Below are 24,465 nucleotides of genomic sequence, written 5' to 3'. Positions count from 1 at the left end.
GCCCCCGACCCCCGCGATGCGCGACAAATCGCCGTCGGTCGGTCATCTCGCCCCACCTTTCGGGGCCGAGGTGATCGACCTGCGGCGATCCGTGCTTGATCGATCCGGCACGTCCCGGCGGTGCGCTACCGTCTTAGCGACCACTCCGCAGCGAAGCCGGTGCGAGCCCGGCGCTGTCCCGCAACTGTGATGCCCCGCCCTGACGGCGGGGACGAGCCAGGTCGCCTGCGGATGGGTCGCGACACGCGCTCTCGAGGAAGGGCGCCTCGTGGGCGGGCGTACGAAAGTCCCTGTCGGCGAAGCACCACACTCCTCGACCGACAGGAGGCCCCATGTCCAGACGTACCCCCCGGCTCTTCGCCGCGACCCTCGCGGTCGCCGCACTCGCCCTCGGCGCGTGCGCGGAGAAGACCGCCGACGAGCCGGCCGCCGGCGGCAGCTCCGCGACGGTCACCTACCCGGTGACGGTCGGCTCCCTGACCCTCGACAAGCGCCCCGAGAAGATCGTCTCGCTCTCGCCCACCGCCACCGAGATGCTCTTCGCCATCGGTGCGGGCCCGCAGGTGAGCGCGGTGGACGACCAGTCCAACTACCCGGCCGACGCGCCCAAGAGCGACCTGTCCGGCTTCCAGCCGAACGCCGAGGCGATCGCCGCGAAGAGCCCCGACCTGGTGGTGCTCGCCAACGACACCAACAAGATCGTCGACCAGCTCGGCAAGCTGAAGATTCCGGTCTACCTCACGCCCGCGGCGGTCACCCTGGACGACTCGTACCGGCAGCTCACCGAGTTGGGCACGCTGACCGGGCACGCCGACCAGGCGACCGACGTCACCAGCCGGATGAAGGACGACATCGCCAAGCTGGTCAAGGACCTGCCGCAGCGCGCCGAGAAGCTCACCTACTACCACGAGCTGGGCCCGGAGCTGTACAGCGTGACCAGCAAGACCTTCATGGGCTCGCTCTACAGCCAGGTCGGTCTGACCAACATCGCGGACCCGGCCGACGCGGACGGCAAGAGCGGTGGCTACCCGCAGCTGTCCCAGGAGTTCATCGTCAAGGCCAACCCGGACTTCGTCTTCCTGGCCGACTCCAAGTGCTGCCAGCAGAACGCCGACTCGGTCAAGGCGCGCAGCGGCTGGGCCGGGCTGAACGCGGTGAAGAACAACCAGGTGGTCGCGCTGGACGACGACATCGCCTCACGCTGGGGTCCGCGGGTCGTGGACCTGCTCCGAGTGATCATCGACGCGGTCGCCAAGGTGCCCGCGTGACCGTCGTCCGTCGGTGAGCGCGAGGAGTGAGCCGGCTTCGCGAGCAACGGAAGAAGGCTCGGTGACCGGGACGCCGCTGGTGGCCACCCCGGCGCCACCCACCCGGCCGGCCGCGACGCCACCCGCGTCGCGGCCCGCCGGGCTGCGCAGGCGCTGGCTCGTCGCCGGCGTTTTCGCGGTGCTCCTCGCGCTGATCGCCGGGGTGTCGCTCGGCCCGATCAGCCTGCCGCCGGGCAGCGTCGCCGCCGAGCTGCTCAACCTGATTCCCGGGGTGCACCTGGAGAGCGGGCTGACGGAGCGGGAGATCGCCATCGTCACCGAGCTGCGGCTTCCCCGGGTGGTGCTGGGCCTGCTCGTCGGCGGGCTGCTCGCCCTGGCCGGCGGCTGCTACCAGGGCGTGTTCCGCAACCCGCTGGCCGACCCGTACCTGCTCGGCGTGGCCGCCGGCGCCGGGCTCGCGGTCACCGCGGTGATCGCCCTCGGCGGTGTCGGCCGGCAGGGCGCGATCACCGGGCTGCCGATGACCATCCCGTTGGCCGCGTTCGCCGGCTCGCTGTTCGCCGTGACGATGACCTACCTGCTCGGTGGCGCCGGCGGGCGGAGCCGGTCGCCGGCGATGCTGATCCTGGCCGGGGTGGCGGTCTCCGCGTTCCTCTCCGCCGGCCAGACGTACCTGCTGCAACGGCACTCCGACAGCATCCAGCCGGTCTACTCCTGGCTGCTCGGCCGGCTGGCCACCGCCGGCTGGCACGACGTGCTGCTGGTGCTCCCGTACGCCGCGCTGACCACCGTGGTGGTGCTGCTGCACCGCCGCGAGCTGGACGTCCTCGCGGTCGGCGACGACGAGGCGAAGAGCCTCGGGCTGCACCCGCAGCGCTCCCGCTACCTGCTGATCGCGGCCGCCTCGCTGGGCACCGCCGCGGCGGTCTCCGCGACCGGCCTGATCGGCTTCGTCGGCATCATCGTGCCGCACACCGTCCGGCTGCTCGCCGGGGCGAGCTACCGGGTGATCCTGCCGCTGTCGATGCTCTTCGGCGCGGCCTTCCTGGCGCTGACCGACGTGGTGGCCCGCACCGCCGCCGCGCCGGCCGAGATTCCGATCGGGGTGGTCACCGCCCTGCTCGGCGGCCCGTTCTTCGTGCTCGTGCTGCGTACCGCCCGGCGGGTGCTCACGTGACCCCCGAACCCGCCGCCGGCCCGGCCGGCGCGCCGGCGGTCGAGGTGCGGGGGCTGCACGTCAGCCTGGACCGCGCACCGATCCTCACCGGCGTCGACCTCACCGTCGCCGCCGGCGAGTGGGTCACCGTGATCGGTCCGAACGGCGCCGGCAAGTCGACCCTGCTGCGCGCCGTCGGCGGCTTGCTGCCCGCGCCGGGGGCGATCTCCCTGTTCGGTACGCCGAGCGCCGAGCTGCGCCGCCGCGACCGGGCCCGGGTGGTGGCCACGGTGGCCCAGTCCCCGGTGGTGCCGCCCGGCATGTCGGTGCTCGACTACGTGCTGCTCGGCCGCACCCCCTACATCCCGCCACTGGGCCGGGAGTCCGCCGCGGACGTGGCCGCCGTGCACGACGTGCTCGACCGGTTGGACCTCACCGGCTTCCACCGCCGGGAGCTGGCCACCCTCTCGGGCGGCGAACGCCAGCGGGTGTTCCTCGCCCGGGCGCTGGCTCAAGGCGCGACGCTGCTGCTGCTCGACGAGCCGACCAGCGCGCTGGACATCGGCCACCAGCAGGAGGTGCTGGAGCTGGTCGACCAGTTGCGCCGCGAGCACGGCCTCACCGTGCTCGCCACCATGCACGACCTCTCCCTGGCCGGCGAGTACGCCGACCGGATGGTGCTGCTCGCCGACGGCCGGGTGGTGGCTGTCGGGAGCCCGCAGGAGGTGCTGACCGAGCACCTGCTCGCCACCCACTACCGGGCCAGCGTCCGGGTCGTCCCCGGCACCCACGGACCCCTCGTCGTCCCCGTGCGCCGCCGCTGAGCCGGGCGGTCAGTCCCCGTCCGGGCCGAGGTCGATGACGGAGAAGAGGGCCCCCTGGGGGTCGCGCAGGGCGGCGAACCGGCCCGCCGGGTTGTCCCGGGGCGGCACCAGGATGGTCCCGCCGAGTTCGGCGGCCCGGGCGGCGGCGGCGTCCGCGTCGGCCACCGCGAAGTACACCGTCCAGTACGCCGGCAGGTCGGCCGGGAAGTCGTCGGCGAACGGCGGCATCATGCCGGCGACGATCTGCGTTCCGAGCCGCCACCCGGTGTACGTCATCCCACCGACCATCTGGTCGTCCGGCTGCCAGCCGAACACCAGCTCGTAGAAGACCTTCGCGCCCTCCGGGTCCGGGGTGACCAGTTCCGTCCAGCTCAGCGCGCCCGGCACGTTGAACACCTCGGCCCCGGGCATCGCCAGCGGTTGCCAGACGCTGAACGTGGCGCCGGCCGGATCGGCGAAGACCGCCATCCGGCCCCGGTCGAAGACCTCGAACGGCGGCACCACGACCTGCCCGCCGGCCCGCTCGACCCGGCCGGCGACCAGTTCCGCGTCGTCGGTGGCGAGGTACGTCGACCAGATCGGCACCTGGTCCGGGATCGCCGGCGGCCCGGCCCCGGCCACGGCCCGCCCGTCGAGCAGGAAGACGGTGTAGCCACCCGCCTCGGGCTCCGGCGTCACCCGGCCGGTCCACCCGAACAGCTCCGGATAGAAACGCCGCGCGTCGGTCAGGTCCGGGGTGGCCAGGTCGGCCCAGCAGGGCGTACCCGGCGGGACGGTGCTCACGTCAAGACCCCTCTCGGCCCGGCGGCCACGACGGCCCCCTGCCGGAATCCTGGCACCGTCCCGCCGCGGCCCGGGGCGGAAACGGACGAATCGTCAGCTGAACCGGCGACCCTCGTCCCGCCGGTACGCCCAGCCCGCGAGCGCTGCGAGCAGCACCACCCAGACGCCGAGCATGATCACCGACAGCGGCTCGATGCGGTAGTCACCCACCGCCGACCACATCAGTTCGGCAGCCCCCCGGGTGGGCAGGAACGGCGCGATCGTCTCGATGAAGCCGGGCGCCTCGCCCGGAGCGGAGAGCAGACCGCCGCCGAACGCGAGCGGCAGGAAGACCACCTGCGCGACCACGATCGCCGCCTTGCTCGGCAGCGAGTAGCCGATGGCGAGCCCCATCAGCGTGAACGGCACCGAGATGACGGCCACCGTGCCGGCGGTCAGCAGGAACGCCGCCGGGGTGATCCGGGCCGCGGTCAGCGTCGCGCCGATCACCACGACCGGGATCAGCGAGAGGTACGTCAGCGCCAGGCCGGCCAGCACGCGGCCGGTGAAGCGGGGTGCCGGCCCGGCCGGCAGGGTCCGGGTGTACGGATTCCACGGCTGGTCGCGGTCCTCGGCGACACCGACGCCGTACTGGAAGATGTTGGCGCTCATCACCGAGAAGGTGACCATCGACGCGGTGGCGAAGGTGGCGCCGGCCGGATCGTCGCCGGCGAACGGCACCACAAAGAAGATCATCGCGGCGGCCGGGAAGAAGGCGCTGCCGAAGACGGCCACCGGAATCCGGATGATCTCCAGGAGCTGGTAGCGGGCGTGGACCAGGGCGAGCTGCACGGTCGCCTCCTCAGGCGGTGGTCGGTCGGCCGCCGGCAGCGGCGGTGGAGGGCTGGTCCCCGGTGGAGGGCTGGTCCCCGGTGGTGGGCTGGCCCCCGATGGTGGGCCGGCTTGCGGCGGTGGGCTGGCTTGCGGCCGTGGGCTCGCTGCTGTTGGTGATGGCGAGGAACGCCTCCTCCAGCGAGGTGGGCCGGACCTCGAGGTCGGTGAAGGCGGTCCCGGCGGTGACCAGCGACCGGACCAGCTGGTCGGCGTCGGTGGTGAGCAGGTGCAACCGGCCGTCGATCCGTTCGGTGCGGACCACGCCGGGCAGCTCGGGCAGGTCGGCGGCGACCAGGCTGACCCGGCGTACGCCGACGATGCCGCGCACCGCGTCCACCGTGTCGTCGGCGAGCACCCGCCCCTGCCCGATCACCACGACCCGGCGGGCCAGCGCCTCCACCTCCTCCAGGTAGTGGCTGCTCAACAGCACGGTCCCGCCGTCGTCGTGGAACGCCCGGATGGCGTCCCAGAGGGTGTGCCGCGCGGCCACGTCCAGACCGGTGGTCGGCTCGTCGAGCAGCACCAGCCGGGGCCGGCCGACGAACGCCAGCGCCACCGCCAGCCGGCGGCGCTGCCCGCCGGAGAGGCCGCCGGTCTGCCGCCGGGCGAGGTCGCCCAGGCCGAAGCGGTCGAGCAGTTCTCCCCGGGGCACCGGGTCCGGGTAGTGCGCGGAGACGAAGTCGACGACCTCACCGACGCGCAGCGTGCCCGGCAGGCCGGTCTCCTGCGGGGTGACCCCGATCTGTCGGCGGGACGCCGGGTCGCGGGGATCGCCGCCGAACAGCTCGACCCGTCCCGAGCTGGGGCGACGCAGACCGACCAGCAGGTTCATCAGGGTGCTCTTGCCGGCGCCGTTCGGGCCGAGCAGGCCGACCAGCTCACCGGCCCGGACTTCCACATCGACGCGGTCGAGGGCGAGGACGTCGCCGTACCGGCGGCTGGCCTGGTCGGCGCGGGCGAGGATCATGACTGCTCCTTCGTCGGGGTGGGGTCGAGCAGGGTGCGAATGGCCTCGGTGTACTCCTCGAACGCAAGCCGGCCCCGCCGGCTGAGCCGGATCAGGGTGGCCGGGGTGCGTCCACGGTGTGTCTTGCTGACCTCGACGTAGCCGGCGTCCTCGAGCTTGCGCAGGTGCACGGAGAGGTTGCCGGCGGTCATCGCGAGCAGCTCCTGCAACCGGGGGAACGCGATCATGTCGCCGTCGCCGAGGGCGGAGAGGCTGGCGACCACCCGTAGCCGGGCCTGCGCGTGGATCACCGGATCCAACTCGGTCACGGCTGGTGCCGCTCTCGCTGCCGCCGTCGGGCGAGTGCGCCGGCGACCAGGATCCCGCCGCTGCCGGCCACCGCCACGACCAGCGCGTGCCAACCCGGCCCGGCGATCGTGCCCACCAGGTTGATCACGCTGATCCAGACGCCCAGCCCGAACAGGGGCCGGTCCAGCCAGATCGCCGCGCCGGCCATCTGCAGCGCGCCGATCAGCCCGGCGGCGGTCGCCGACCAGAGCAGCGCCGCCAGGTCGTGGGGCAGGTGCTCGCTGATCCGAACCAGGCCCGCGTAGACGCTCACGGATCCCAGGCCCCAGGCGCACCCGTACCAGCGCCCACGCCGAGCAGAGTCACCGGTCACCTGGTCGTGGGCCCGCTCCCTGGCCGCTCCCTGGACCGCGGCGGCCGCCAGCAGCAGAGCGAAGAGGACGGTCAGCGGCAGCCAGCTCGGCAGCCGGAGCAGCTCTCGCTCGCCGGGGGAGAACCGGAGGAAGAACAGCCCGAAGCCGACCAGCCAGGCGACTCCCCACGGCCAGTAGAGCAGACGGGCATCGGGATCGAGTCGACGTGCGGTCGCCCCTCGCTGCTTACGGATCAGCTGGAGTGCCGTCGCGGCGTCGGCGGGAGGCGGATCGTCGTCGGGGTGCACACAGAGAACTTTAAACCACAAAGTCGAAGTGGTGTGACCCCCGACGCCGCCGCCCGGGTCCGTGCCCTGGTGGGCGAGGATTCGGAGCGGCGGGCCGGGGCCGGCGCGGGCTGATCAGCGACGCGCCCGGCGCGGGCCGACCGGCCACCGGTCACCGACCACCCGGACCGATACTGAGCCGATGGCGGACATCAGCTACCAGGAACGGCTGACCCAGCTCGTCGAGCCGGGGGAACAGGTGCTCGCCGTCGCGAAGACGGAGATCGCCCAGGGCGCCCTGCCGCCCGATCCACCCGACGCCGAGCGTCCGCAGGCCTCCGGGGCCGGTGCCGGCATCGGTGGGGTCCTGCTCAACCTGATCTCGCCGTTGATCTCGTTCCCGGCGGCGGACCGGATCGTCGACCGCCTCACCCACGGCGTGGCCGGTCGCGGAGCCCCGGGCTCGCTCGCCTCGACGCTGCAACACTCGCGGCGACCGGTGCCTCCGGCAATCACCCTCGACGACACGGTCCTCGCCGTCACCGACCGACGGTTGCTGGTGTGCGCGTCCGGGCCGGTGAAGCTCTGGTCGAGCCGCGCCGACGACGAGCGCGCGGTGGCCGGTACCCGGGTCGTCTGGTCGGCGCCCCGGGCCGCCGTGGCGGACGCCCGGGTGGGTTGGCACCGGCTCAACCCGAAGCGACTCCGGGTGGAGTTCACCGACGGCTCGTGGCTGGCGTTCACGGTGCCGATCGCCGAGCCCGGCAAGCCGCTGCGTGCGATCGCCTCAGCCCTCTCCGGCCGCTGACCAGTTCAGAAGCGGCGCGGGCAGCGGCTCGTGGTGCACCACCGCGAGCCGGGACACCGCTCGGGTGAGCACCACGTACAGCCGGTGCAGCCCCCGTGGCTCGGCCGCGACGATCGCGGCCGGCTCGACCACCACCACGTGGTCGTACTCCAGGCCCTTGACCAGCGTCGCGGGCACCACGGTGACCCGCTCCGCGTCGGCCACGTCGTCGGCGCTCGCGGTCGGGACACCGGCGGCGGCCAGCGCCGCGCGCAGCCCGTCGACCGCGTCGTCCGCGGCGATCACACCGACCGAGCCGTCGTGCGCGAGCGCCGCCCGCACCTCGGCCACCGTCGCGGCGGTCAGGTCCGTCACGGTACGCACGTCCAGGCCGCCGTCGCGGCGCAGCGACTCCGCCGGGGGTACGTTCACCGCGAGCGCCGGCAGCAGCCGGTTGGCGAACGCGACCACCGCGGCGGGCACCCGGAAGCCGACCGTCAGCGGCACCACCACCGCGTCCGGCTTGCCCAGGTGGGCCAGCGACTCCTTCCAGTCGGTCGCCGCCCACGGCGCGGTGCCCTGCGCGAGGTCACCGAGGAGCGTGACCGAGCCGTGCTCGCTGCGCCGGGCGATGGCCCGGCACTGCATCGGCGAGAGGTCCTGCGCCTCGTCCACCACCACGTGCCCGAACCCGGATGGCCGTTCCAGCAGCCCCGTCGCCTCATCGATCAGCACCGCGTCGGCGGCGGTCCAGCGGGTCGCCTTCGGCGTACGGGCCGGCTTCGCCCAGGTCAGCAGCGCCTGCTCGGTGTCGCTGAGCAACCCGTCCGCCGCGGCGGCGAGCCGCCCCGGGTCCGCCAGCAGCCCGTGTACCAGCCCCTCGGGGGTGAGCGCCGGCCAGACCGCGTCCAGGAAGTCGATCACCGGCCGGCATCGACCCATCCGGCGCAGCCAGGCGTCGCTGGGCGACTCCGCCCGCCGCGCCTCGGCCTGCCGTTGCAGCAGGCTCACCACCCGCGCCCGGACCCGCTCCCGGCCGGTGCCGTACGGCAGCCCCTCCCGGCGGGTCTCCTCGACGATCCGGTGCAACGGCTCCAGCCCGATCCGCCACCGGAACGAGCCGTCCGACACGGTGATCGAGTCAGTCGGCGCGCCGATCTGTGCCTGCAGCGCGCGGTGCAGCACGCTGGCCATCCGTACGTCGTGCTTGAGCGCCGCGACCGCCGGCGGGTCGACCGCCCGGACCGGCACCCGCGAGATCAACTCCTCCACCGTCGCCTGCTCGACCTCAACCTCACCCAGTGCCGGCAACACCGCCGCGATGTACGACAGGAACGCCCGGTTCGGCCCGACGATCAGCACACCCGCCCGTCGCAACCGCTCCCGGTGCAGGTAGAGCAGGTACGCGGCCCGGTGCAGGCCGACGGCCGTCTTCCCGGTGCCCGGCGCGCCCTGCACGCAGATCGAGTCGGCCAGGTCGGCCCGGACCAGCTCGTCCTGCTCCGGCTGGATGGTGGCGACGATGTCCCGCATCGGCCCGACGCGCGGCCGCTCGATTTCCGCGGTGAGGATCCGGCTGGTCGTGCCCAGCTCCTCGCCCCGGTCGAGTCGCTCGTCCTCGAAGCTGGTCAGCACCCCGTTGCTGAACCCGAACCGCCGCCGGACCGCCACCCCCTGCGGATCCCGCGCGCTGGCCCGGTAGAACGACCGCGAGACCGGCGCCCGCCAGTCCAGCACCAACGGCTCGCCCAGCTCGTCACTGACATGCCGCCGCCCGACGTGGTACCGCCGACCCTCATGATCACCGACGCTGCTGGTCGTGTTCGCGCTGGTCGTGTTCGTGCTGGTCGTGTTCGCGTTGGTCGTGTTCGCGTTGGTCGTGTTCGCGCTGGTTGTTTCGGTGGTGGCGGTTGTGCCGGTGGTGGCGGTTGTGCCCGTCGTGCTGGTGGCGTCGGTCGTGCCGGTGGCGTCGGTCGTGCCCGACCCGGCGCTCGCGCTCGCGTCCGAGGCGCCCTCGCCGACTCCACTGACCGTGCTCCCGGAGAAGTCGAGGCGGCCGAAGAAGAGCGGTGTGGTCGGGTCGTCGGCCAGTTCGGCCACCCGACGGGACAGCGTGCGGCCGAGCGTCTCCGCGGCGTAGGCGTCGCCGGCCACCTGGTCTCCGGTGGCGAAGAGGGCCTCGGCCCGCTCCCGCATCCGCCGTAGCGCCTCCCGCGAGGTGGCCAGGTGTGCGCGCTCGGCGGCCAGATCCCTGTCGAGGTGGGTGTCGAGATCGAGTGCGGGCATGCTGACGTCCCATCGTTCACATCTGCTGCGCGCTCGCGTGTCCGGGGGCGGATGGCCGGCCGCCCGGCGCGGGGACGTCCGTTCCGGTGCAGCTCACCTCGGCCGTCAAGCGGCCTGCAACCCTACGCTCCCACGCCCGGTCCTTCCACCGAATTACCGACGCGACCACCCGACAGAGACGGCGTGGCGGCACGACCGGCGTGGCCGGGGACGCAGCGATACGGCGTGTCGGAGGTGCGGCGCGGTAGGTGCGGCGCTGTGCCGTGGGACCGGACGTTGTGGCGCTGACGGCCCGGCATCAAGGTGTGGCGCGACGTCGAGGGTGTGGCGCGACGTCAAGGTGTGTGCGCGGGATCAAGGGTGTGGCGCGGCGGGAGTGGAGGTTCTCGCGGGCCTTCGGCATAGCGTCGCGTCGCGCCGGACCCTTCTGGCGGTGGGGCGCGGCGCTGTGGCGCGGTGGGAGTGGCGGTTCGCGCGGGCCTGAAGGCACGGCGTCGTGCCGGATCCTTTTGGCGATGGGTGCCGCGCTGTGGCGAGGGGGGTGGCACGGCGGGAGCGGCGGTTCGCGCGGGCGTAGAGGCGCGGCCTCGTGCCGGACCCTTCTCGCGATGGGGCGCTGCGGCGAGGGGGTGGTGCAGCGGGAGCGGCGATGCGCGGGCACGCAGGCACGGCATCGTGCCGGACCCTTCCGGCAATGGTGCGCGGCGCTGCGGCGCCGGGCCGGACGTGTGGCCCCGGCGGCGTGGCGCGCAGGGCCGTGGCGGCGCTGTGCTCGATCCGTGCGAGCACGGCTCAGGATGCTTCCTCGCCGTCAGCAGCGCCGGTGGTAGAGGTTGCGGCGCGGCGTACGGTCTGGGTCGAGCCAGCGGGGCGGGAGGAAGTCGGGCTGGCCGTCGGCCGAGATGCGGACCGTCCAGTCGCCCTGATGAATGAGCCGGTGATGGTGGCCGCACAGCAGAACGGCATTGCCCAGCGCCGTCGCGCCGCCGTCGGCCCAGTGCCGGACGTGGTGACCGTCGCACCATCGGGATGGTCGATCGCAACCGGGGAAGGCGCAGCCGCCGTCCCGCAGCACGAGTGCGCGGCGCAGTGGCCCGGTGAAGAGGCGGCGTTGACGTCCGACGTCCAGGACCTGGCTGTTGCCGCCCAGCACGGCCGGCAACACGGCGGCGTCGCAGGCCAGCCGGCGGACCGCGCCCGGCGTGAGCTGCGCCCCGGTCTCCAGGGTGCCCGCCCGCACGCCGTTGACCAGCGCGTCCAGCGAGACGGTCACCACGAGCTGCGGTCGGTCCCCGCCGCTGTCCGGCAGGTGACCGGTACGCAGTGCCAGCCGACATATCTCGCCGAGCGCGTCCGCCCGGCGCTGGCCGGGGCTGCGGTCGTCGTGTTCACCGGTCGGTGCGGAGAGCGGATCGATCGCCTCGCGCAGCAGGCTCGCGGTTTCGGTGTCGAGGCTGCCGCTGAGGCGTACCTGCCCGTCCTGTTGCTCGGAGAGGGTGACGTGCCGGCGGGCCTCGGCGCGCTCGGTGGCCCGTTCCAGGGCCGCCAGCTCGGCCTGGTCGGCCAGGTCCGGTGCGACGTGGGTGAGCACGCGCTCCCCGAGCCGGCGCAGGATCGCCGGGTCGAACCGGTCGGCCCAGCCGATGAGCAGTTGGGTGGCCTTCTCGGCCACCTCCGGCCCCGCCTCAGCGGGGAGAGTGGCGACCGTTTCCGCCACCACCCGACCCTGCTCGACGGTGACGGCACCGGTGAGCATGGCCTCGCGCACCGCGGTCGGCGCGGCGTCGACGGTGGCGGCGAGCTGGACCAACTGCCGGGCGGATCGACCGGAGAGCCTCAGCCGCTCCCGCAGCCAGACGGCGGTGGACGAGGCGCCCCGGGCGACCGCGAGGCCGCGGGCGTCCAGCTCGCGGACCAGCCCGAGCTGCACGGCGGCCAGCCGCTGCGCCACCGCGTGCGTCGCGTCGAGCGACGCGAGCAACTCGTCGTCGGGAAGTGCCCAGAGGGAGGTCGCGGCGCAGTCGTCGATGGCGTCGTCCGCCTGCGCCAACACCCCCAACATGGATCCACAATAGAACACATGTACGACACTTTCTCGGCCTTGATCGCTGACCCGGCACCCTGATCGCCCTCAATCTCTCCATGCTGCCGCGATCGGTGTTCCGGTAACCGCGCAGGCCACCGACGGGCTGCGCGGCTGCCGGCGAGCCGCGCGGGCCACTGACGGGCCGTTCGTCTCGCCACCGACGAGCCGTGCACGCAATTGACGAGCCGCGCGGGCCACTGACGGGCCGTTCGTCTCGCCACCGACGAGTCGTACACGCCATTGACGAGCCGCGCAGGCCACTGACGAGCCGTGCGCGCCGCCGCCGCCGAGCCGCGCAGGTCACCGACGGCGCGGGTGCGATCCGGGTGGACCACGGGGGTGATGGCGGCTCGCTTCGCTGGCCGGGATCATGGGGGCATGACCGAGGCCCGCCCCGAGCCGCGCCGGATGACGATCAGCGACCCGCAGGTGATGCGGGCGTTGGCCCATCCGGCCCGGATCGCGATCATGGAATACCTGAGCAGCCGCGATGATGGCGGGACCGCCACCGAGTGCGCGGAGATCGCCGGGCTGTCGCCGAGCGCGACGAGTTACCACCTGCGGGCGCTGGCGAAGTTCGGCCTGATCGAGCAGGCGCCGAGCCGGGGGGACGCGCGCGAGCGGGTGTGGCGCACGTTCAGTTCCAACTGGATGGCCGACGCGGGTCGCGATGCCGGTCCGGACGGGCGTGCGGCCGAGCAGGCGCTGGTGGAGGCGCATGCGGCTCGGGACATGGAACGGGCCCGGGACTGGTCGCGGCGCGCCGGGGAGGAGCCGGCCGAGTGGTACGACGTGGCGCTCTTCAGCGACATCCTGCTGCTGCTCACCGCGGAGGAGATGGCCGGGGTGAACGAGGCGGTCTCGGCGGTGTTGGAGCCGTACCGCCAGCGGAACCGCCGGACCGATCCGCCGGCGGGGGCGCGAGCCGTCTCGGTGCAGTACCACGTGGTGCCGTTGCCGTACCGCACGATGTGAAGGAATATTTTCGAAGTATGTCCTTCACAGTTGTCGAGTCGCGCTGGCCGGACGTCTGGCTCGCCGCCACCGCGCGGGGCATCACGATATGCGGTGACTTCCTCGCCGCCACCGCGCTCGCGCTGGCGCTCCAGGGCGCCGGCGCCGGCGGGCTCGCCGTGTCCGGGCTGCTGCTCGCCGCCACCCTGCCCCTGGTGGTGCTGGCCCCGCTCGCCGGCCGACTCGCCGACCGGGTGGACAGCCGCACCCTGCTGGTGACCGTCGGGCTGGCCCAGGCCGCGATCTGTGCGCTGCTCGCCCTCGCCGATCACCCGGTGCTGGTGGTCGGGCTCGTCGCACTGCTCGCCTGCGGGCTCGCGGTGACCCAGCCCTGCCTGGCGGCGCTGTTGCCGGCGATGGTCCGCTCGCGCGACCTGCCGAGGGCGAGCGCGATCAGTCAAACCGCGGTCTCCCTCGGCGCGCTCGGCGGCCCGGTGCTGGCCGGGCTGCTGGTGGGGCAGTTCGGCACCCGCGTACCGCTGCTGCTCGACGCCGCGACCTACCTGGCGCTGGTGGTCGCCGGCCTGCTGCTGCGGACGCGGCGCGGTGGCCGGCGGACCACCGCGGTGGTCACCCCGGCGGACCCACGCGGTACGGCCACCGCCTGGCGGCTGCGCCGCGACCCGCTGATGCTCGTCATGGTGGTGAGCACCGCGGTGGTGATCGCGGCGATCGGCGGCATCAACGTGATCGAGGTCTTCTTCATCCGGGAGACCCTGAACGGCTCGCCGACGACCTACGGGCTGGTCAGTGCCGCCTGGATGGCCGGCATGCTGCCCGGTGGCTGGCTGGCCGCCCGGCTCGCGAACCGACTCGGCGACGATGCCGCGTTGATCCGTGGGGTGCTGGTCACCCTGGCCGCTTGCAGCCTGATGGTGCTGCTCGCCGCGATGGTCCCGGGTGCGGGCCTGCTGGTGCCGCTCTGGCTGGTGGCGGGCGCGGCCAACGGCGGCGAGAACGTCTTCGCCAACCTGCTCACCGCTCGCCGGGTGCCGGAGGCGATGCGGGCCCGGGCGTACGCCAGTTACGGCGCGGCGGTGCAGGGCGGCTCGATGGCCGGTTTTCTGGTCGGCGGCGCGCTGCTCACGGCCGTCCCGCCCCGGCCACTGATCGCCGGCGCCGGCGTCGCGGGGATCCTGGTGGTGCTGATCTTCGTGCCGGTTGTCGCCCGGGCCGTACGCCGGCCGTCACCCGGTGACCCGGGTGTACGACAGCCGCGGCCCGCCGACGCGGATGCGGGCTTGGCCACTCCGGACGGGCCCGCCGAGCCGAAGCCGGAAGCCGGCGATACGGTCGGGTCATGGCTGAGCGCATCGCACGTCCCCGGGTCGGGCACATCCAGTTCCTGAACTGTCTGCCGATCTACTGGGGCCTGATGCGGTCCGGTGCCCTGCTCGACGTCGACCTGCACAAGGATTCGCCGGACCGGTTGAACGCCGCGCTGGTGGCCGGTGACCTGGACATCGGCCCGATCTCGCTGCTGGAGTATCTGCGGCACGCCGACGAGTTGCTGCTCCTGCCGGACCTCGCTGTAGGCAGCGACGGGCCGGTGCTCTCGGTCAACGTCGTCTCCACCCGTCCCCTCGCCGAGCTGGACGGCGCACGGGTGGCGCTCGGCTCGACCTCGCGGACCGGGGTGCTGCTGGCTCAGCTGCTGCTCGCCGAGCGGTACGACGTGCGGCCCGACTACTTCCGCTGCCCGCCGGACCTGACCCAGATGCTGCTGGAGGCCGACGCCGGGGTGCTGATCGGTGACGTGGCACTGCGGGCGCTCTACGAGGCGCCGCAACGTGGCCTCACCGTCACCGACCTCGGGCAGGCGTGGCGCGAGTGGACCGGACTGCCGATGGTCTTCGCCGTCTGGGCTGTCCGCCGTGACTTCGCCGCCGCCCACCCGGGTCTGGTCAAGGAGGTGCACGAGGCGTTCCTGCGCTCGCGTGACCTCTGCCTGAACGAGCTCGACCAGGTGGCCGAGGCGGCGGCGCGGTGGGAGACGTTCGACGCCGCGACGCTGGCCACGTACTTCCGGACCCTGGACTTCTCGCTCGGCGACCGGCAGATCGCCGGGCTGCGCGAGTGGGCCCGCCGGGCCGCCGCGATCGGCGAGGCGCCCGCGCTGCCGGACGGTGGCCCGGAGTTCTTCGCCGGCTGAGCCGCCGAGCGGGTTGAGTCAGCCCGCCCGGCGCGGCGGTGGGGCGTGGGTCAGACGCCGGGGCGGAGCAGCGCCTCGGTGATCTTCTCGCAGTTCTTCATGCCGTAGTCGTAGCCCATGTTGATCGGGTACTTGACCATCACGCCCATCGTCCAGGTGTCGCCGATGGCCAGGCAGTTGATGTGCATCTCCTGCTCCCTGGTCCGGTCGATCCACCCGTTCTTGATGGCGATCTGCTTCTGCTGGGCGGCCGGGAACGCCTTGCGGATGCCGAAGTCACCGGCGCCGCGCACCAGCTTCATCTCGTTGAGCAGCCACTTGGTCCACTTCGGTCCGGCGGCGGTGCCGTCGGCGATGCAGTTGCCCAGCCGGGCGGTGTCCCGGGGGGAGAGCGCCGTCCGGCTCCAGCCACCGTCGGGGGCGACGCCGCTGTCGGTCAGCTTGCACATGGTGAGCAGCCGCCGGATCGAGGCGGCGCGGCCGACCGAGTTGTAGAACTGCTCGGCCCGCGTGTTGTCGCTGTCCCGGATGATCCGCGTCGCGTCGGAGAGCTTCGCGTCGCTCGGGGTGTCGCCGGCGTCGGCCGTGCGCCGCAGGTAGTCGGCGACGATCCACGATTTGATCATCGAAGCGGTCGTGCTGGTCTCGTCCATGTTCTTGGAGCCGATGATCTTCCCGGTGCGGCGGTCGAGCACGCTCCAGGAGTACCAGCCCTCGATGTCGAGCTTGAGGTCCTTGGCCTGGAACGGCAGCGACTCCAGGGAGGGGGTGGGGCTCGGTGTCGGCGCCGGCTGGCGGGCGCTGCGGTCGGTGGGCGTACCGGTGGACCGGCCGTTCGTCGCGCTGCCGGGGTCGCCCCAGCGTGCGGCGGCACTGGACTCGAACGGCGACCCGGGCAGCAGTCGCAGCGACACCAGGACCAGCCCGATAAGGATGACCGCGACCGCGACCAGCCGCAGCGGGGACGCCTCGCCGCCGCCGCGTCGGTCGGCACGACGGTTGCCGGCCATCAGAGCTTCCCGACCGGCTGCTGCGGCACCTTCAGCGCGGCGCCGGGCTGCGGGGTGACCAGCTGGGTGGCCACGCTGGCGCAGACCTGCGCGCCGTAGTCCAGCCCGTACTTGGTCGGGTAGCGCAGCATCACCGCGAGGCTCCACTTGGCGTTGACCGCGAGGCAGTTGACGTGCCAGTTGCCGTCGTAGTTGAGCTGGGTCCAACCGTTCTTGATGCTGACCGGCCCCTGACTGGTGATCGACTTCGGCAGGCCGTTGATGATCCCCCAGCGCCCGCCCCCGGACTCGCGCTTCTGATCCTTCGTCGCGGTGGTGCCTCGAACCTTGCTCATCTGATCCAGCACCCACTTGGTCCACTTCTGGCCGGCGGCCTTGCCGTCGGCGATGCAGTCGCCGAGCCGGACCGCGTCGCGGGGGGACATCCGGGTGAAGCTCCAGTAGCCGGTGTAGGGCTCGACGTTGCCGCGCTTGGTGTCGGTCAGCCCGCAGATCGTGATCGCCCGCTGGATCACCGCGTCGGGTTTGCTGCTCTTCGACGCCTTGTACGAGCCGCCCGCGGCGGCGTGGACCTTGTTGGCCGCGCCGTCGTTGCTGTCGATGATCGCCAGCCGGGCCGCCTCCTTCAACCCCGCGCTCGGCTCCTTGTCGCCCAGTTGGCGCAGGTAGTCGGACACGATCCAGGCCTTGATCATCGACTCGGTGGAGCTGGTCGCCGTCATGTTCGACGACCCGGAGATCTTGCCGGTCTTCCGGTCCAGCAACGCCCACGAGAAGAACTCGCCCTTGAAGGCCACCGACACCGGGCCGGCGGCCAGCGTGGGCGGAGGCGGTGGGGTGGGCGAGGGCGCGGCGACGCTCTCGGCGCCGCCACCGCCGCCTGCGCTGCCGTCGTCGCCGGCGAGCCGGGCGTACGCGGCGGGGACCAGCAGAACGCCACCGAGCAGGACCGCCACGACGGCGAACACCATGATCACGCGGGATCGCATGAGTTGGGTGAGCTCCAGATGTCAGGGCCGGGGGGACCGGCTTGTTGTCCGGGGCGACCGGTGCGATCGCCGAGGCCGGGGGAGATGGCCTCTGTGGAGACGGCGATTCTGGGCAGCCGATCGTGTGACCGGCAGAAGTCTACGTCCGGACCGCCCGACCGCCAGAGCCCGACACCTGGCAATGCGCGATAAAGGTGGGATGTCGCGCCGGTATGCGGCTTCTAGGAGGTTTCATCTTTGCTCAGTGAGCCAAGTCATAGCCGACACGGTCGCCCTGCGTGAGACGGAAGCGCCCACCGGTGACCGAAGGTGACTCGGGTTTCCTGTTACACCCCCTGGTGCATCGGGGCGCAAGCTGTAACACTTGTCCTCATGTATGGCAATGACTTCTCCGCCCCGGACGACGCAACCGGCGGCGGCCTGCTCGGCGAGGTCGAGGCAGCCGAGGCGGAGCTACGCGCCGCAGCCGCGCGGCAACGGCGCGGCGGACCCGCGCCGGACGAGGACCTGGCGGCGTACTTCACCGCGGTGGTCGACGCGGAGCAGAAGATCGAGCCCCGCGACTGGATGCCGGACGCGTACCGCAAGACGCTGATCCGGCAGATCGCCCAGCACGCCCACTCCGAGATCATCGGCATGCAGCCGGAGGGCAACTGGATCAGTCGGGCGCCCTCGCTCAAGCGCAAGGCGATCCTGCTGGCCAAGGTGCAGGACGAGGCGGGCCACGGCCTCTACCTCTACGCCGCCGCCGAGACCCTCGGCATCAGCCGGGACGAGCTGGTCCGGCTGCTGCTCGACGGGCGGCAGAAGTACAGCTCGATCTTCAACTACCCCACGTTGACCTGGGCCGACATGGGCGCGATCGGCTGGCTCGTGGACGGCGCGGCGATCGTCAACCAGGTGCCCCTGTGCCGCTGCTCCTACGGCCCGTACGCGCGGGCGATGATCCGGGTCTGCAAGGAGGAGTCGTTCCACCAGCGCCAGGGCTACGAGATCCTGCACACCCTGTCGCACGGCACCCCGGAGCAGCAGGCGATGGCCCAGGACGCGGTGGACCGCTGGTGGTACCCGTCGCTGGCCATGTTCGGCCCGCCGGACGGCAACTCCACGCACTCCGCGCAGTCGATGGCCTGGAAGATCAAGCGCTTCTCCAACGACGATCTGCGCCAGCGCTTCGTGGACATGTGCGTCCAGCAGGCGGAGATTCTGGGGCTGCGCATCCCCGACGAGGACCTGCGCTGGAACGAGGAGCGGCAGGCGTACGACTACACCCAGCCGGACTACGACGAGCTGATGCGGGTCATCTCCGGCGACGGGCCGTGCAACCGGGAGCGCATCGCGCGCCGCCGGGCCGCGCACGCCGAGGGCGCATGGGTACGCGAGGCCGCCGCGGCGTACGCCGCCAAGCGGGCTGGGCAGAAGGAGAAGGTGGCGGCGTGACCGAGCGAACGAGCATGGAGCAGACCCCGCTGTGGGAGGTCTTCGTGCGGGCCCGGCGCGGGCTGTCGCACACCCACGTCGGCAGCCTGCACGCCCCCGACGCCGAACTGGCCCTGCGTAACGCCCGGGACCTCTACACCCGACGGCAGGAGGGCGTGTCGATCTGGGTGGTGCCGGCCGGCGCGATCACCGCGTCCAGCCCGGACGAGAAGGACGCCTTCTTCGACCCGGCCGCCGACAAGGTCTACCGCCACCCCACCTTCTACGAGGTCCCGGACGGGGTGGCCCACCTGTGAGCGAGCGGAGCGAGCGAACCAGCCAGCTCAGCGGCGCCGCCGCCGAGCGGAGCGAGGTGGTGGCGTGAACGGCCCCTTCGATTTCACCCTCGCCCTCGGCGACGACGCGTTGATCGCCGCGCAACGGCTGGCCGAGTGGACCACTCGCGCGCCGGAGATGGAAGAGGACATCGCGCTGGCCAACATCGCCCTCGACCAGCTCGGCGCCGCCCGCCTGCTGCTGTCGTACGCGGGCGAGCTGGAGGGCGCCGGCCGGGACGAGGACGCGCTGGCGTACCTGCGCGACGATCGCCAGTTCCGCAACGTGCTCCTGGTCGAGCTGCCGAACGGCGACTTCGCGGTGACCATGGCGAAGTTGTTCTTCCTGGCGGCGTACCAACTGCCGCTGTACACGGCGCTGGCCGGGTGCCGGGACGAGCGGCTGGCCGCGATCGGCGCCAAGGCGCGCAAGGAGTCGGCGTACCACCTGGACCACGGCGCGTTGTGGGTGAAGCGGCTCGGCGACGGCACCGAGGAGTCGCACCGCCGGATGCAGGCGGCCGTCGACCAGATCTGGCCGTACACCCACGAGCTGTTCGCCGCCGACCCGGCCGCGCCGGTCGACCCGGCAACCCTGCGGTCGGCGTTCGACGAGACCGTCGACGCGGTGCTGGCCGAGGCGACGCTCACCCGGCCGGAGAGTCGGTGGGCGCCGGCCGGCGGGCGGACGGGCGTGCACACCGAGCACCTGGCGTACCTGCTCGCCGAGATGCAGGTGCTGCACCGCGCCCACCCCGGAGCGAAATGGTGAGCGCGAGGAGTGCACCGCAGCGGAGCCCCGCAGTCGCGAACGACGGCGGCATGGTGAGCGCGAGGAGTGCAGCGCAGCGGAGCCCCGCAGTCGCGAACGACGGCGGCACGGTGAACGATCCGAGGACGGCCGCGGCGAGCGTGGTGGACCCGGAGATCCGGGTGATCACCATCGACGAGCTGGGCATCCTGCGCGCGGTCGAGAAGGATCCGGCCAGCGGGCGGGTCACCGTCACCATCACCCCGACGTACACCGGCTGCCCGGCGATGGACGTGATCCGCGCCGACATCCGCCGGGCCCTGGCGGTCGCCGGTCACCCGGACGCCGAGGTGCGCACGGTCTACAGCCCACCGTGGAGCACCGACTGGATCTCCGACAGCGGGCGGGCGAAGCTCGCCGCCGCCGGGATCGCCCCGCCGGCCCCGGTGCCCGCCGCCGGCGTGGTGCCGCTGACCCTCGCGGTCCGCTGCCCGCACTGCGGCTCGCCGGAGACCGAGCAGGTCAGCCGGTTCGGCTCGACCGCGTGCAAGGCGCTGTGGCGCTGCCGTTCCTGCTCCGAACCCTTCGACCACCTGAAGGCGCTGTGACAGTCACCATCTCCCGGCCGGTGCGTCGCCGGCCGGTCTTCCACCCGCTGGCGGTCGCCGCCGTCGACCGGCTCACCGACGATGCCGTGGCGGTCACCTTCGCCGTACCCGACGAGTTGCGGGAGACGTTCGCGTTCCGCGCGGGTCAGCACCTCACCGTGCGACGGGTGACCGAGGACGGCACGGACGTGCGCCGCTCGTACTCCATCTGCTCCACACCGGACGACCTGGCCCGGCACGGCCGGCTGCGGATCGGGGTGCGGGAGATTCCCGGCGGCGCGTTCTCGGCGTTCGCCTGCGGCGCGCTGCGCGGCGGCGACACGGTCGAGGTGCTGCCGCCGTTGGGCACCTTCACCACGGCCTTCGCGCCGGACCGGGCGCGGCACTACGGCGCGGTCGTCGCCGGTTCCGGCATCACCCCGGTGCTCGCGCTGGTCGCGACCGCCCTGGCCGTCGAGCCGGCCAGCACCTTCACCCTGGTGTACGGCAACCGCACGGCGAACACGGTGATGTTCGCCGAGGAGTTGGCGGACCTGAAGGACCGGTATCCCACCCGTCTGCACCTGGTGCACGTGCTGTCCCGGGAGCAGGGCGAGTCGCCGCTGCTTTCCGGTCGGATCGACGCCGAGCGGCTCGGCCGTCTGCTGGACACGATCGTGCCGGGCGAGGCCATCGAGGAGTGGTTCCTCTGCGGCCCGTACGGCATGGTGGTCGACGTCCGGGCCGTGCTGACCGAGCGGGGGCTGCCCGAGTCGGCGGTGCGCACCGAGCTGTTCCACGTCGACGCGCCGCCGGAGCCGGTGCGCCGCCCTTCCGATCAGGCGGGCGTCGGTGCCGAGGTCACCATCGTGCTGGACGGCCGGTCGTCGAGTTTCACGATGGGTCGCGAGGAGCGGGTGCTGGACGCCGCGCTGAAGGTCCGCGGCGAGTTGCCGTACGCCTGCAAGGGCGGTGTCTGCTCGACCTGCAAGGCGAAGGTCGTCGACGGCGCGGTCACGATGGCGCGCAACTACGCGCTGGAGCCCGACGAGCTGGCCGCCGGCTACGTCCTGACCTGCCAGTCGAGCCCGACCACCGACAAGCTCACGGTCGACTACGACGCGTGAGACCGCCGAACGACCGGGAGTTCGTCGAACGGTTCGCAGAGGTCACCGGGGGGAGGCGCCCGACCGGCTACGTGGAGCGGTGGGAGCAGGTCGTCGAGCTCTGCGAGGAGGGCTACGACGACAACCTCGACGAGTACTGGTTCGACCTCGGCGTCCGGCACGGCATCGAGAGGGTGCTGACCGACGAGCGGTTGCACGGCTTTCCGCAGCTGGGCTGGTTCCGGGAACAGGTCCGCGAGCTGGACGAGCGGTTCCGGGCGGTGCTCTCCGAGCAGCGGATGCCGGCGCGCCGCGAGCTGCCGTGGTGGGAGGCGTACGTGCCGGCGTGGGCGGGGCCGGTGCTCGCGGCGGAGCTGTGGAGCAGCTACGGCGTACGGGTCGAGGTACGCGAGAGCTGACCGGTGGCGGCTGTGGGACGTGCCGCACCTCGCCGGGGCCACCCGGTCGAGCCGGGCGAGGCGACGTAGGCTCGGGGCGTGACGGTGAGCCGGGAGATCGACGACATCCTGCAGCGTGGCGCGGACGGCGGGCGGATCACGCCCGAGGAGGCCCTGCTGCTCTACACCGAGGCGCCCTTCCACGCGTTGGGCGAGGCGGCGGACGCGGTGCGCCGGCGGCGCTACCCGGACAACGTCGTCACCTACCTGATCGACCGCAACATCAACTACACGAACGTCTGCGTGACGGCGTGCAAGTTCTGCGCCTTCTACCGTGCGCCGAAGCACGGCGAGGGGTGGACGCACCCGACCGAGGAGATCCTGCGCCGCTGCGGCGAGGCCGTCGAGCTGGGCGCGACCCAGGTGATGCTCCAGGGCGGGCACCACCCGGACTACGGCGTGGAGTACTACGAGGAGTTGTTCGCCTCGGTCAAGCAGGCGTACCCGCAGCTGGTCATCCACTCCATCGGGCCGAGCGAGATCCTGCACATGGCGAAGGTCTCCGGCGTGAGCCTGGACGAGGCCATCGCCCGGATCAAGGCCGCCGGCCTGGACTCGATCGCCGGCGCCGGCGCAGAGATGCTGCCCGAGCGGCCGCGCAGGGCCATCGCGCCGCTCAAGGAGTCGGGTGAGCGCTGGCTGGAGGTCATGGAGCTGGCGCACCGGCAGGGCATCGAGTCGACCGCCACCATGATGATGGGCACCGGCGAGACGCACGCGGAGCGGATCGAGCACCTGCGCATGATCCGCGACGTGCAGGACCGCACCGGGGGCTTCCGGTCCTTCATTCCGTGGACGTACCAGCCGGAGAACAACCACCTCAAGGGCCGCACCCAGGCGACCACGCTGGAATACCTGCGACTGGTCGCGGTGGCCCGGCTCTTCTTCGAGACCGTGCCGCACCTCCAGGCGTCCTGGCTGACCACCGGCAAGGACGTCGGGCAGCTCGCGCTGCACATGGGCGTGGACGACCTCGGCTCGATCATGCTGGAGGAGAACGTCATCTCCTCGGCCGGCGCGCGGCACCGCTCCAACCTGCACGAGCTGATCGGCATGATCCGCTCCGCGGACCGGATCCCCGCCCAGCGGGACACGCTCTACAACCGGCTCGCCGTGCACCACACCCCGGCCGACGACCCGACCGACGACCGGGTGGTCTCGCACTTCTCCTCGATCGCGCTGCCCGGCGGCGGCGCCGGCCGGTCCCTGCCGCTGGTCGAGGTCAACTGACCCTGGTCGAAGCCCGGCCGTTCGGCTGACCGGGGCTCATGCTCCCGCCCGGCCGTCCCGGCGATCGGGTGGTCCCTGCCCTTCAGGGATGGTGGAGATGATCGTGCGCGGCTAGCGTGCCGCGTCATACCCTTCGCCAGCCGCTCCGGGGTCCACACCGCCGACCGTCGTCACCGTCGGGGGCGTGGATCGGTGGAATCGGCACGACCGTGCTGGTGGCGGATGGTCTGATGGTGCGGTCGCGCGACGGCGCGAGACAGTCCTCCATCGGCCCGTGCGGGCCGTTCACATAACGCACGGCGGTACGGGCGGGATGGGTGACCATTCCGCCCGTACCGTCTGCTCGCTCCCGGCCGGACGGATGAAAGCGGCCCCGCCCGCTGGCGCCGGAGATCGACCTTCGATAACGTCCGCTCGTTCCGCAACCGTTCTTTCTTCCCTACCCCCGGGGGACTGATGACAGCGTTCCACCGCTCGGCACTGGCCCGCGCCGGCGTCGTGGCCCTGCTCGCGGCCGGTGGCCTGGCCACCGTGGCCGCCCCGGCGCAGGCCGCCGACCAGGCCGATCTGGCCCTGGTGCCGATGAGCTACGAACTCGCCAAGGGCGTCAAGGAAGCCAAGGCCAAGCCGTTCAAGTTCCAGGTCGACAACACCCGCAGCACCGTCGATGCCAAGGACGTCCGGGTCACCGTCGAGACCAAGGGTCTGAACCGCAAGGTCGGTGTGCTCGCCTGGGACGGTTGCGAGTTCGCCGGCACCACCTTCAGCTGCCTTCTCGGTGACCTGGCCGCCGGCACCACCGAGGACTTCGGCATCCCGCTCTTCTCCACCGGAGGTCGCGGGGAGGCCGGCACGCTGGTGGTCACCATCAGCTCGGCCACCGCCGACCCCAACCTCGACGACAACACCGTCGAGCACGACATCACCGTCGCCAAGCCCGGCTACGACCTGACCACCTGGGTGCAGGACGTCTACGCCGACGTGGTGGTGGACGGCGACACGGCGGGCGAGTCCGGCCGCAAGCCGGTGGCGCTCGGCGCGACCGCGCCGCTGGACTGGGCGGTGTACAACGACGGCAGCCGCAAGGCCACCGGCTTGGCGTACGGGATCACCCTGCCGGCCGGCGTCACCTTCGCCGAGCTGCCGGAGGGCTGCGTGGAGCAGCCGCTGAACGGTCTGGCGAACGCGTACTGCGAGGACTCGGGCGTGGTGTTGAAGCCGGGCCAGTTCTACACCGCCGACGTGCGGGTGAAGATCGGCGCGGACGTGACCCAGCCGGTGCTCCGGCCCGGTTTCCTCTTCGCCGCCGGCCTGGACGCCGCTCAGGGCACCCCTGAGGAGCAGCCGCAGGTGGCGACCAGCACGCAGCGCCGGACGTTCACCGAGACCGACGACGGCGACAACAGCGCACAGTTCGACGTCTTCGTCGACCTGACCGTGCAGCCCACCCCGACCC

At 72.5% G+C, this 24,465-nt stretch carries 24 protein-coding genes and 1 riboswitch; of the genes, 15 read left to right on the top strand and 9 right to left on the bottom strand.

Features of this window, described 5'->3' with window-relative positions; translation table 11 throughout:
• Positions 1–155: 155 nt before the first annotated feature.
• Positions 156–221: riboswitch (cobalamin riboswitch) on the top strand.
• A 111-nt stretch (positions 222–332) separates the two neighbouring features.
• The 3 genes from EAD89_RS04570 (at position 333) to EAD89_RS04560 (ending at position 3,248) form a co-directional block, all read left to right on the top strand.
• On the top strand, positions 333–1,268 hold the full coding sequence (locus EAD89_RS04570) for an ABC transporter substrate-binding protein (protein ID WP_121674849.1): 936 nt from the start codon (positions 333–335) through the stop codon (positions 1,266–1,268).
• Between the two features lie 79 nt (positions 1,269–1,347).
• Positions 1,348–2,445 (top strand): iron ABC transporter permease, encoded by a 1,098-nt coding sequence (locus EAD89_RS04565; protein WP_121674851.1) that lies wholly within the window; start codon positions 1,348–1,350, stop codon positions 2,443–2,445.
• 44 nt (positions 2,446–2,489) lie between these two features.
• Positions 2,490–3,248, top strand: coding sequence for an ABC transporter ATP-binding protein (locus EAD89_RS04560; protein ID WP_121655489.1), 759 nt, complete (start codon positions 2,490–2,492; stop codon positions 3,246–3,248).
• A 9-nt stretch (positions 3,249–3,257) separates the two neighbouring features.
• Here EAD89_RS04560 and EAD89_RS04555 read toward each other — a convergent pair whose 3' ends face one another.
• From EAD89_RS04555 to EAD89_RS04535, 5 genes are all read right to left on the bottom strand, one after another.
• The gene (locus EAD89_RS04555; RefSeq protein ID WP_121655485.1) at positions 3,258–4,031 is read right to left on the bottom strand and encodes a VOC family protein; all 774 of its coding nucleotides are present in this window, start codon (positions 4,029–4,031) and stop codon (positions 3,258–3,260) included.
• Between the two features lie 93 nt (positions 4,032–4,124).
• Positions 4,125–4,862 carry an ABC transporter permease gene (locus tag EAD89_RS04550; RefSeq protein WP_121674848.1) on the bottom strand — a complete coding sequence of 246 codons (738 nt, stop codon included), beginning with the start codon at positions 4,860–4,862 and terminating at the stop codon, positions 4,125–4,127.
• Positions 4,863–4,872: 10 nt separating this feature from the next.
• Entirely contained in the window at positions 4,873–5,871 is a 999-nt protein-coding gene (locus tag EAD89_RS04545) for an ABC transporter ATP-binding protein (protein ID WP_233578185.1), read from the bottom strand.
• Positions 5,868–6,179, bottom strand: coding sequence for a transcriptional regulator (locus EAD89_RS04540; protein ID WP_121655483.1), 312 nt, complete (start codon positions 6,177–6,179; stop codon positions 5,868–5,870). Before EAD89_RS04540 ends, EAD89_RS04545 begins: the two co-directional genes overlap by 4 nt.
• A complete protein-coding gene (locus tag EAD89_RS04535) occupies positions 6,176–6,820 on the bottom strand; it encodes a transporter (RefSeq protein WP_121674847.1) in 645 nt (214 codons plus the stop codon). The genes EAD89_RS04540 and EAD89_RS04535 overlap by 4 nt, the downstream gene beginning before the upstream one ends.
• A gap of 181 nt (positions 6,821–7,001) precedes the next feature.
• Here EAD89_RS04535 and EAD89_RS04530 point away from each other — a divergent pair, with 181 nt between their 5' ends.
• Positions 7,002–7,607: a hypothetical protein gene (locus EAD89_RS04530; RefSeq protein WP_121674846.1), complete on the top strand. Its 606-nt coding sequence runs from the start codon at positions 7,002–7,004 to the stop codon at positions 7,605–7,607.
• Here EAD89_RS04530 and EAD89_RS04525 read toward each other — a convergent pair.
• Both EAD89_RS04525 and EAD89_RS04515 read right to left on the bottom strand, forming a co-directional pair.
• On the bottom strand, positions 7,587–9,872 hold the full coding sequence (locus EAD89_RS04525) for an AAA family ATPase (RefSeq protein WP_233578184.1): 2,286 nt from the start codon (positions 9,870–9,872) through the stop codon (positions 7,587–7,589). The two genes, EAD89_RS04530 and EAD89_RS04525, sit on opposite strands and share 21 nt — an antisense overlap.
• An 811-nt stretch (positions 9,873–10,683) precedes the next feature.
• Positions 10,684–11,934, bottom strand: a complete 1,251-nt coding sequence (locus tag EAD89_RS04515; protein ID WP_121674845.1) for an HNH endonuclease signature motif containing protein — start codon at positions 11,932–11,934, stop codon at positions 10,684–10,686.
• 402 nt (positions 11,935–12,336) lie between these two features.
• On the opposite strand from EAD89_RS04515, the gene EAD89_RS04510 reads away from it, so the two are divergent.
• Genes EAD89_RS04510 through EAD89_RS04500 form a run of 3 tightly spaced genes read left to right on the top strand, consistent with a single transcriptional unit; the run spans position 12,337 to position 15,124 of the window.
• On the top strand, positions 12,337–12,933 hold the full coding sequence (locus tag EAD89_RS04510) for a helix-turn-helix transcriptional regulator (RefSeq protein ID WP_121674844.1): 597 nt from the start codon (positions 12,337–12,339) through the stop codon (positions 12,931–12,933).
• A gap of 17 nt (positions 12,934–12,950) precedes the next feature.
• Positions 12,951–14,321, top strand: coding sequence for an MFS transporter (locus EAD89_RS04505; protein ID WP_121674843.1), 1,371 nt, complete (start codon positions 12,951–12,953; stop codon positions 14,319–14,321).
• Entirely contained in the window at positions 14,273–15,124 is an 852-nt protein-coding gene (locus EAD89_RS04500; RefSeq protein ID WP_121674842.1) for a menaquinone biosynthetic enzyme MqnA/MqnD family protein, read from the top strand. The genes EAD89_RS04505 and EAD89_RS04500 overlap by 49 nt, the downstream gene beginning before the upstream one ends.
• 50 nt (positions 15,125–15,174) lie before the next feature.
• Here EAD89_RS04500 and EAD89_RS04495 read toward each other — a convergent pair whose 3' ends face one another.
• On the bottom strand, positions 15,175–16,134 hold the full coding sequence (locus EAD89_RS04495) for a hypothetical protein (protein WP_121674841.1): 960 nt from the start codon (positions 16,132–16,134) through the stop codon (positions 15,175–15,177).
• Positions 16,134–17,123: a hypothetical protein gene (locus EAD89_RS04490; protein ID WP_121655476.1), complete on the bottom strand. Its 990-nt coding sequence runs from the start codon at positions 17,121–17,123 to the stop codon at positions 16,134–16,136. The genes EAD89_RS04495 and EAD89_RS04490 overlap by 1 nt, the downstream gene beginning before the upstream one ends.
• 372 nt (positions 17,124–17,495) lie before the next feature.
• Between EAD89_RS04490 and paaA the strand changes: the two genes are divergently transcribed.
• The 8 genes from paaA to EAD89_RS04450 all read left to right on the top strand — a co-directional run.
• Positions 17,496–18,563 (top strand): 1,2-phenylacetyl-CoA epoxidase subunit PaaA, encoded by a 1,068-nt coding sequence (gene paaA / locus EAD89_RS04485; RefSeq protein WP_121674840.1) that lies wholly within the window; start codon positions 17,496–17,498, stop codon positions 18,561–18,563.
• A 14-nt stretch (positions 18,564–18,577) separates the two neighbouring features.
• The gene (gene paaB, locus EAD89_RS04480) at positions 18,578–18,859 is read left to right on the top strand and encodes a 1,2-phenylacetyl-CoA epoxidase subunit PaaB (protein ID WP_121655474.1); all 282 of its coding nucleotides are present in this window, start codon (positions 18,578–18,580) and stop codon (positions 18,857–18,859) included.
• Between the two features lie 64 nt (positions 18,860–18,923).
• Complete coding sequence (gene paaC / locus EAD89_RS04475) at positions 18,924–19,649, top strand: 1,2-phenylacetyl-CoA epoxidase subunit PaaC (protein WP_121674839.1); 726 nt, start codon at positions 18,924–18,926, stop codon at positions 19,647–19,649.
• Positions 19,650–19,759: 110 nt separating this feature from the next.
• A complete protein-coding gene (gene paaD, locus EAD89_RS04470) occupies positions 19,760–20,236 on the top strand; it encodes a 1,2-phenylacetyl-CoA epoxidase subunit PaaD (RefSeq protein WP_121674838.1) in 477 nt (158 codons plus the stop codon).
• Positions 20,233–21,342 carry a 1,2-phenylacetyl-CoA epoxidase subunit PaaE gene (gene paaE / locus EAD89_RS04465; RefSeq protein WP_121674837.1) on the top strand — a complete coding sequence of 370 codons (1,110 nt, stop codon included), beginning with the start codon at positions 20,233–20,235 and terminating at the stop codon, positions 21,340–21,342. The genes paaD and paaE overlap by 4 nt, the downstream gene beginning before the upstream one ends.
• The gene (locus tag EAD89_RS04460; RefSeq protein WP_121655470.1) at positions 21,339–21,740 is read left to right on the top strand and encodes a hypothetical protein; all 402 of its coding nucleotides are present in this window, start codon (positions 21,339–21,341) and stop codon (positions 21,738–21,740) included. The genes paaE and EAD89_RS04460 overlap by 4 nt, the downstream gene beginning before the upstream one ends.
• A gap of 78 nt (positions 21,741–21,818) precedes the next feature.
• Positions 21,819–23,009 (top strand): cyclic dehypoxanthinyl futalosine synthase, encoded by a 1,191-nt coding sequence (gene mqnC / locus EAD89_RS04455; protein WP_121655469.1) that lies wholly within the window; start codon positions 21,819–21,821, stop codon positions 23,007–23,009.
• A 456-nt stretch (positions 23,010–23,465) separates the two neighbouring features.
• Positions 23,466–24,465 (top strand): cell wall anchor protein (locus tag EAD89_RS04450; protein ID WP_121674836.1); only part of this gene is annotated, 1,000 nt, incomplete at its 3' end.

It is taken from the genome of Micromonospora sp. BL4, from assembly GCF_003667505.1.
In the GTDB taxonomy this organism is placed as follows: domain Bacteria; phylum Actinomycetota; class Actinomycetes; order Mycobacteriales; family Micromonosporaceae; genus Micromonospora.
The sequence above is the reverse complement of the archived record's forward strand: the minus strand, read 5'-3'. Positions and strand labels throughout refer to the sequence as shown.

What these genes read in the sequence shown, in the direction of transcription:
- EAD89_RS04570 (WP_121674849.1), top strand. Translation starts at nt 333, where the DNA reads ATGTCCAGACGTACCCCCCGGCTCTTCGCCGCGACCCTCGCGGTCGCC.
- EAD89_RS04545 (WP_233578185.1), bottom strand. Translation starts at nt 5,871, where the DNA reads ATGATCCTCGCCCGCGCCGACCAGGCCAGCCGCCGGTACGGCGACGTC.
- EAD89_RS04530 (WP_121674846.1), top strand. Translation starts at nt 7,002, where the DNA reads ATGGCGGACATCAGCTACCAGGAACGGCTGACCCAGCTCGTCGAGCCG.
- EAD89_RS04525 (WP_233578184.1), bottom strand. Translation starts at nt 9,872, where the DNA reads ATGCCCGCACTCGATCTCGACACCCACCTCGACAGGGATCTGGCCGCC.
- EAD89_RS04515 (WP_121674845.1), bottom strand. Translation starts at nt 11,934, where the DNA reads ATGTTGGGGGTGTTGGCGCAGGCGGACGACGCCATCGACGACTGCGCC.
- EAD89_RS04510 (WP_121674844.1), top strand. Translation starts at nt 12,337, where the DNA reads ATGACCGAGGCCCGCCCCGAGCCGCGCCGGATGACGATCAGCGACCCG.
- EAD89_RS04505 (WP_121674843.1), top strand. Translation starts at nt 12,951, where the DNA reads ATGTCCTTCACAGTTGTCGAGTCGCGCTGGCCGGACGTCTGGCTCGCC.
- EAD89_RS04500 (WP_121674842.1), top strand. Translation starts at nt 14,273, where the DNA reads ATGGCTGAGCGCATCGCACGTCCCCGGGTCGGGCACATCCAGTTCCTG.
- EAD89_RS04495 (WP_121674841.1), bottom strand. Translation starts at nt 16,134, where the DNA reads ATGGCCGGCAACCGTCGTGCCGACCGACGCGGCGGCGGCGAGGCGTCC.
- EAD89_RS04490 (WP_121655476.1), bottom strand. Translation starts at nt 17,123, where the DNA reads ATGCGATCCCGCGTGATCATGGTGTTCGCCGTCGTGGCGGTCCTGCTC.
- paaA (WP_121674840.1), top strand. Translation starts at nt 17,496, where the DNA reads ATGTATGGCAATGACTTCTCCGCCCCGGACGACGCAACCGGCGGCGGC.
- paaB (WP_121655474.1), top strand. Translation starts at nt 18,578, where the DNA reads ATGGAGCAGACCCCGCTGTGGGAGGTCTTCGTGCGGGCCCGGCGCGGG.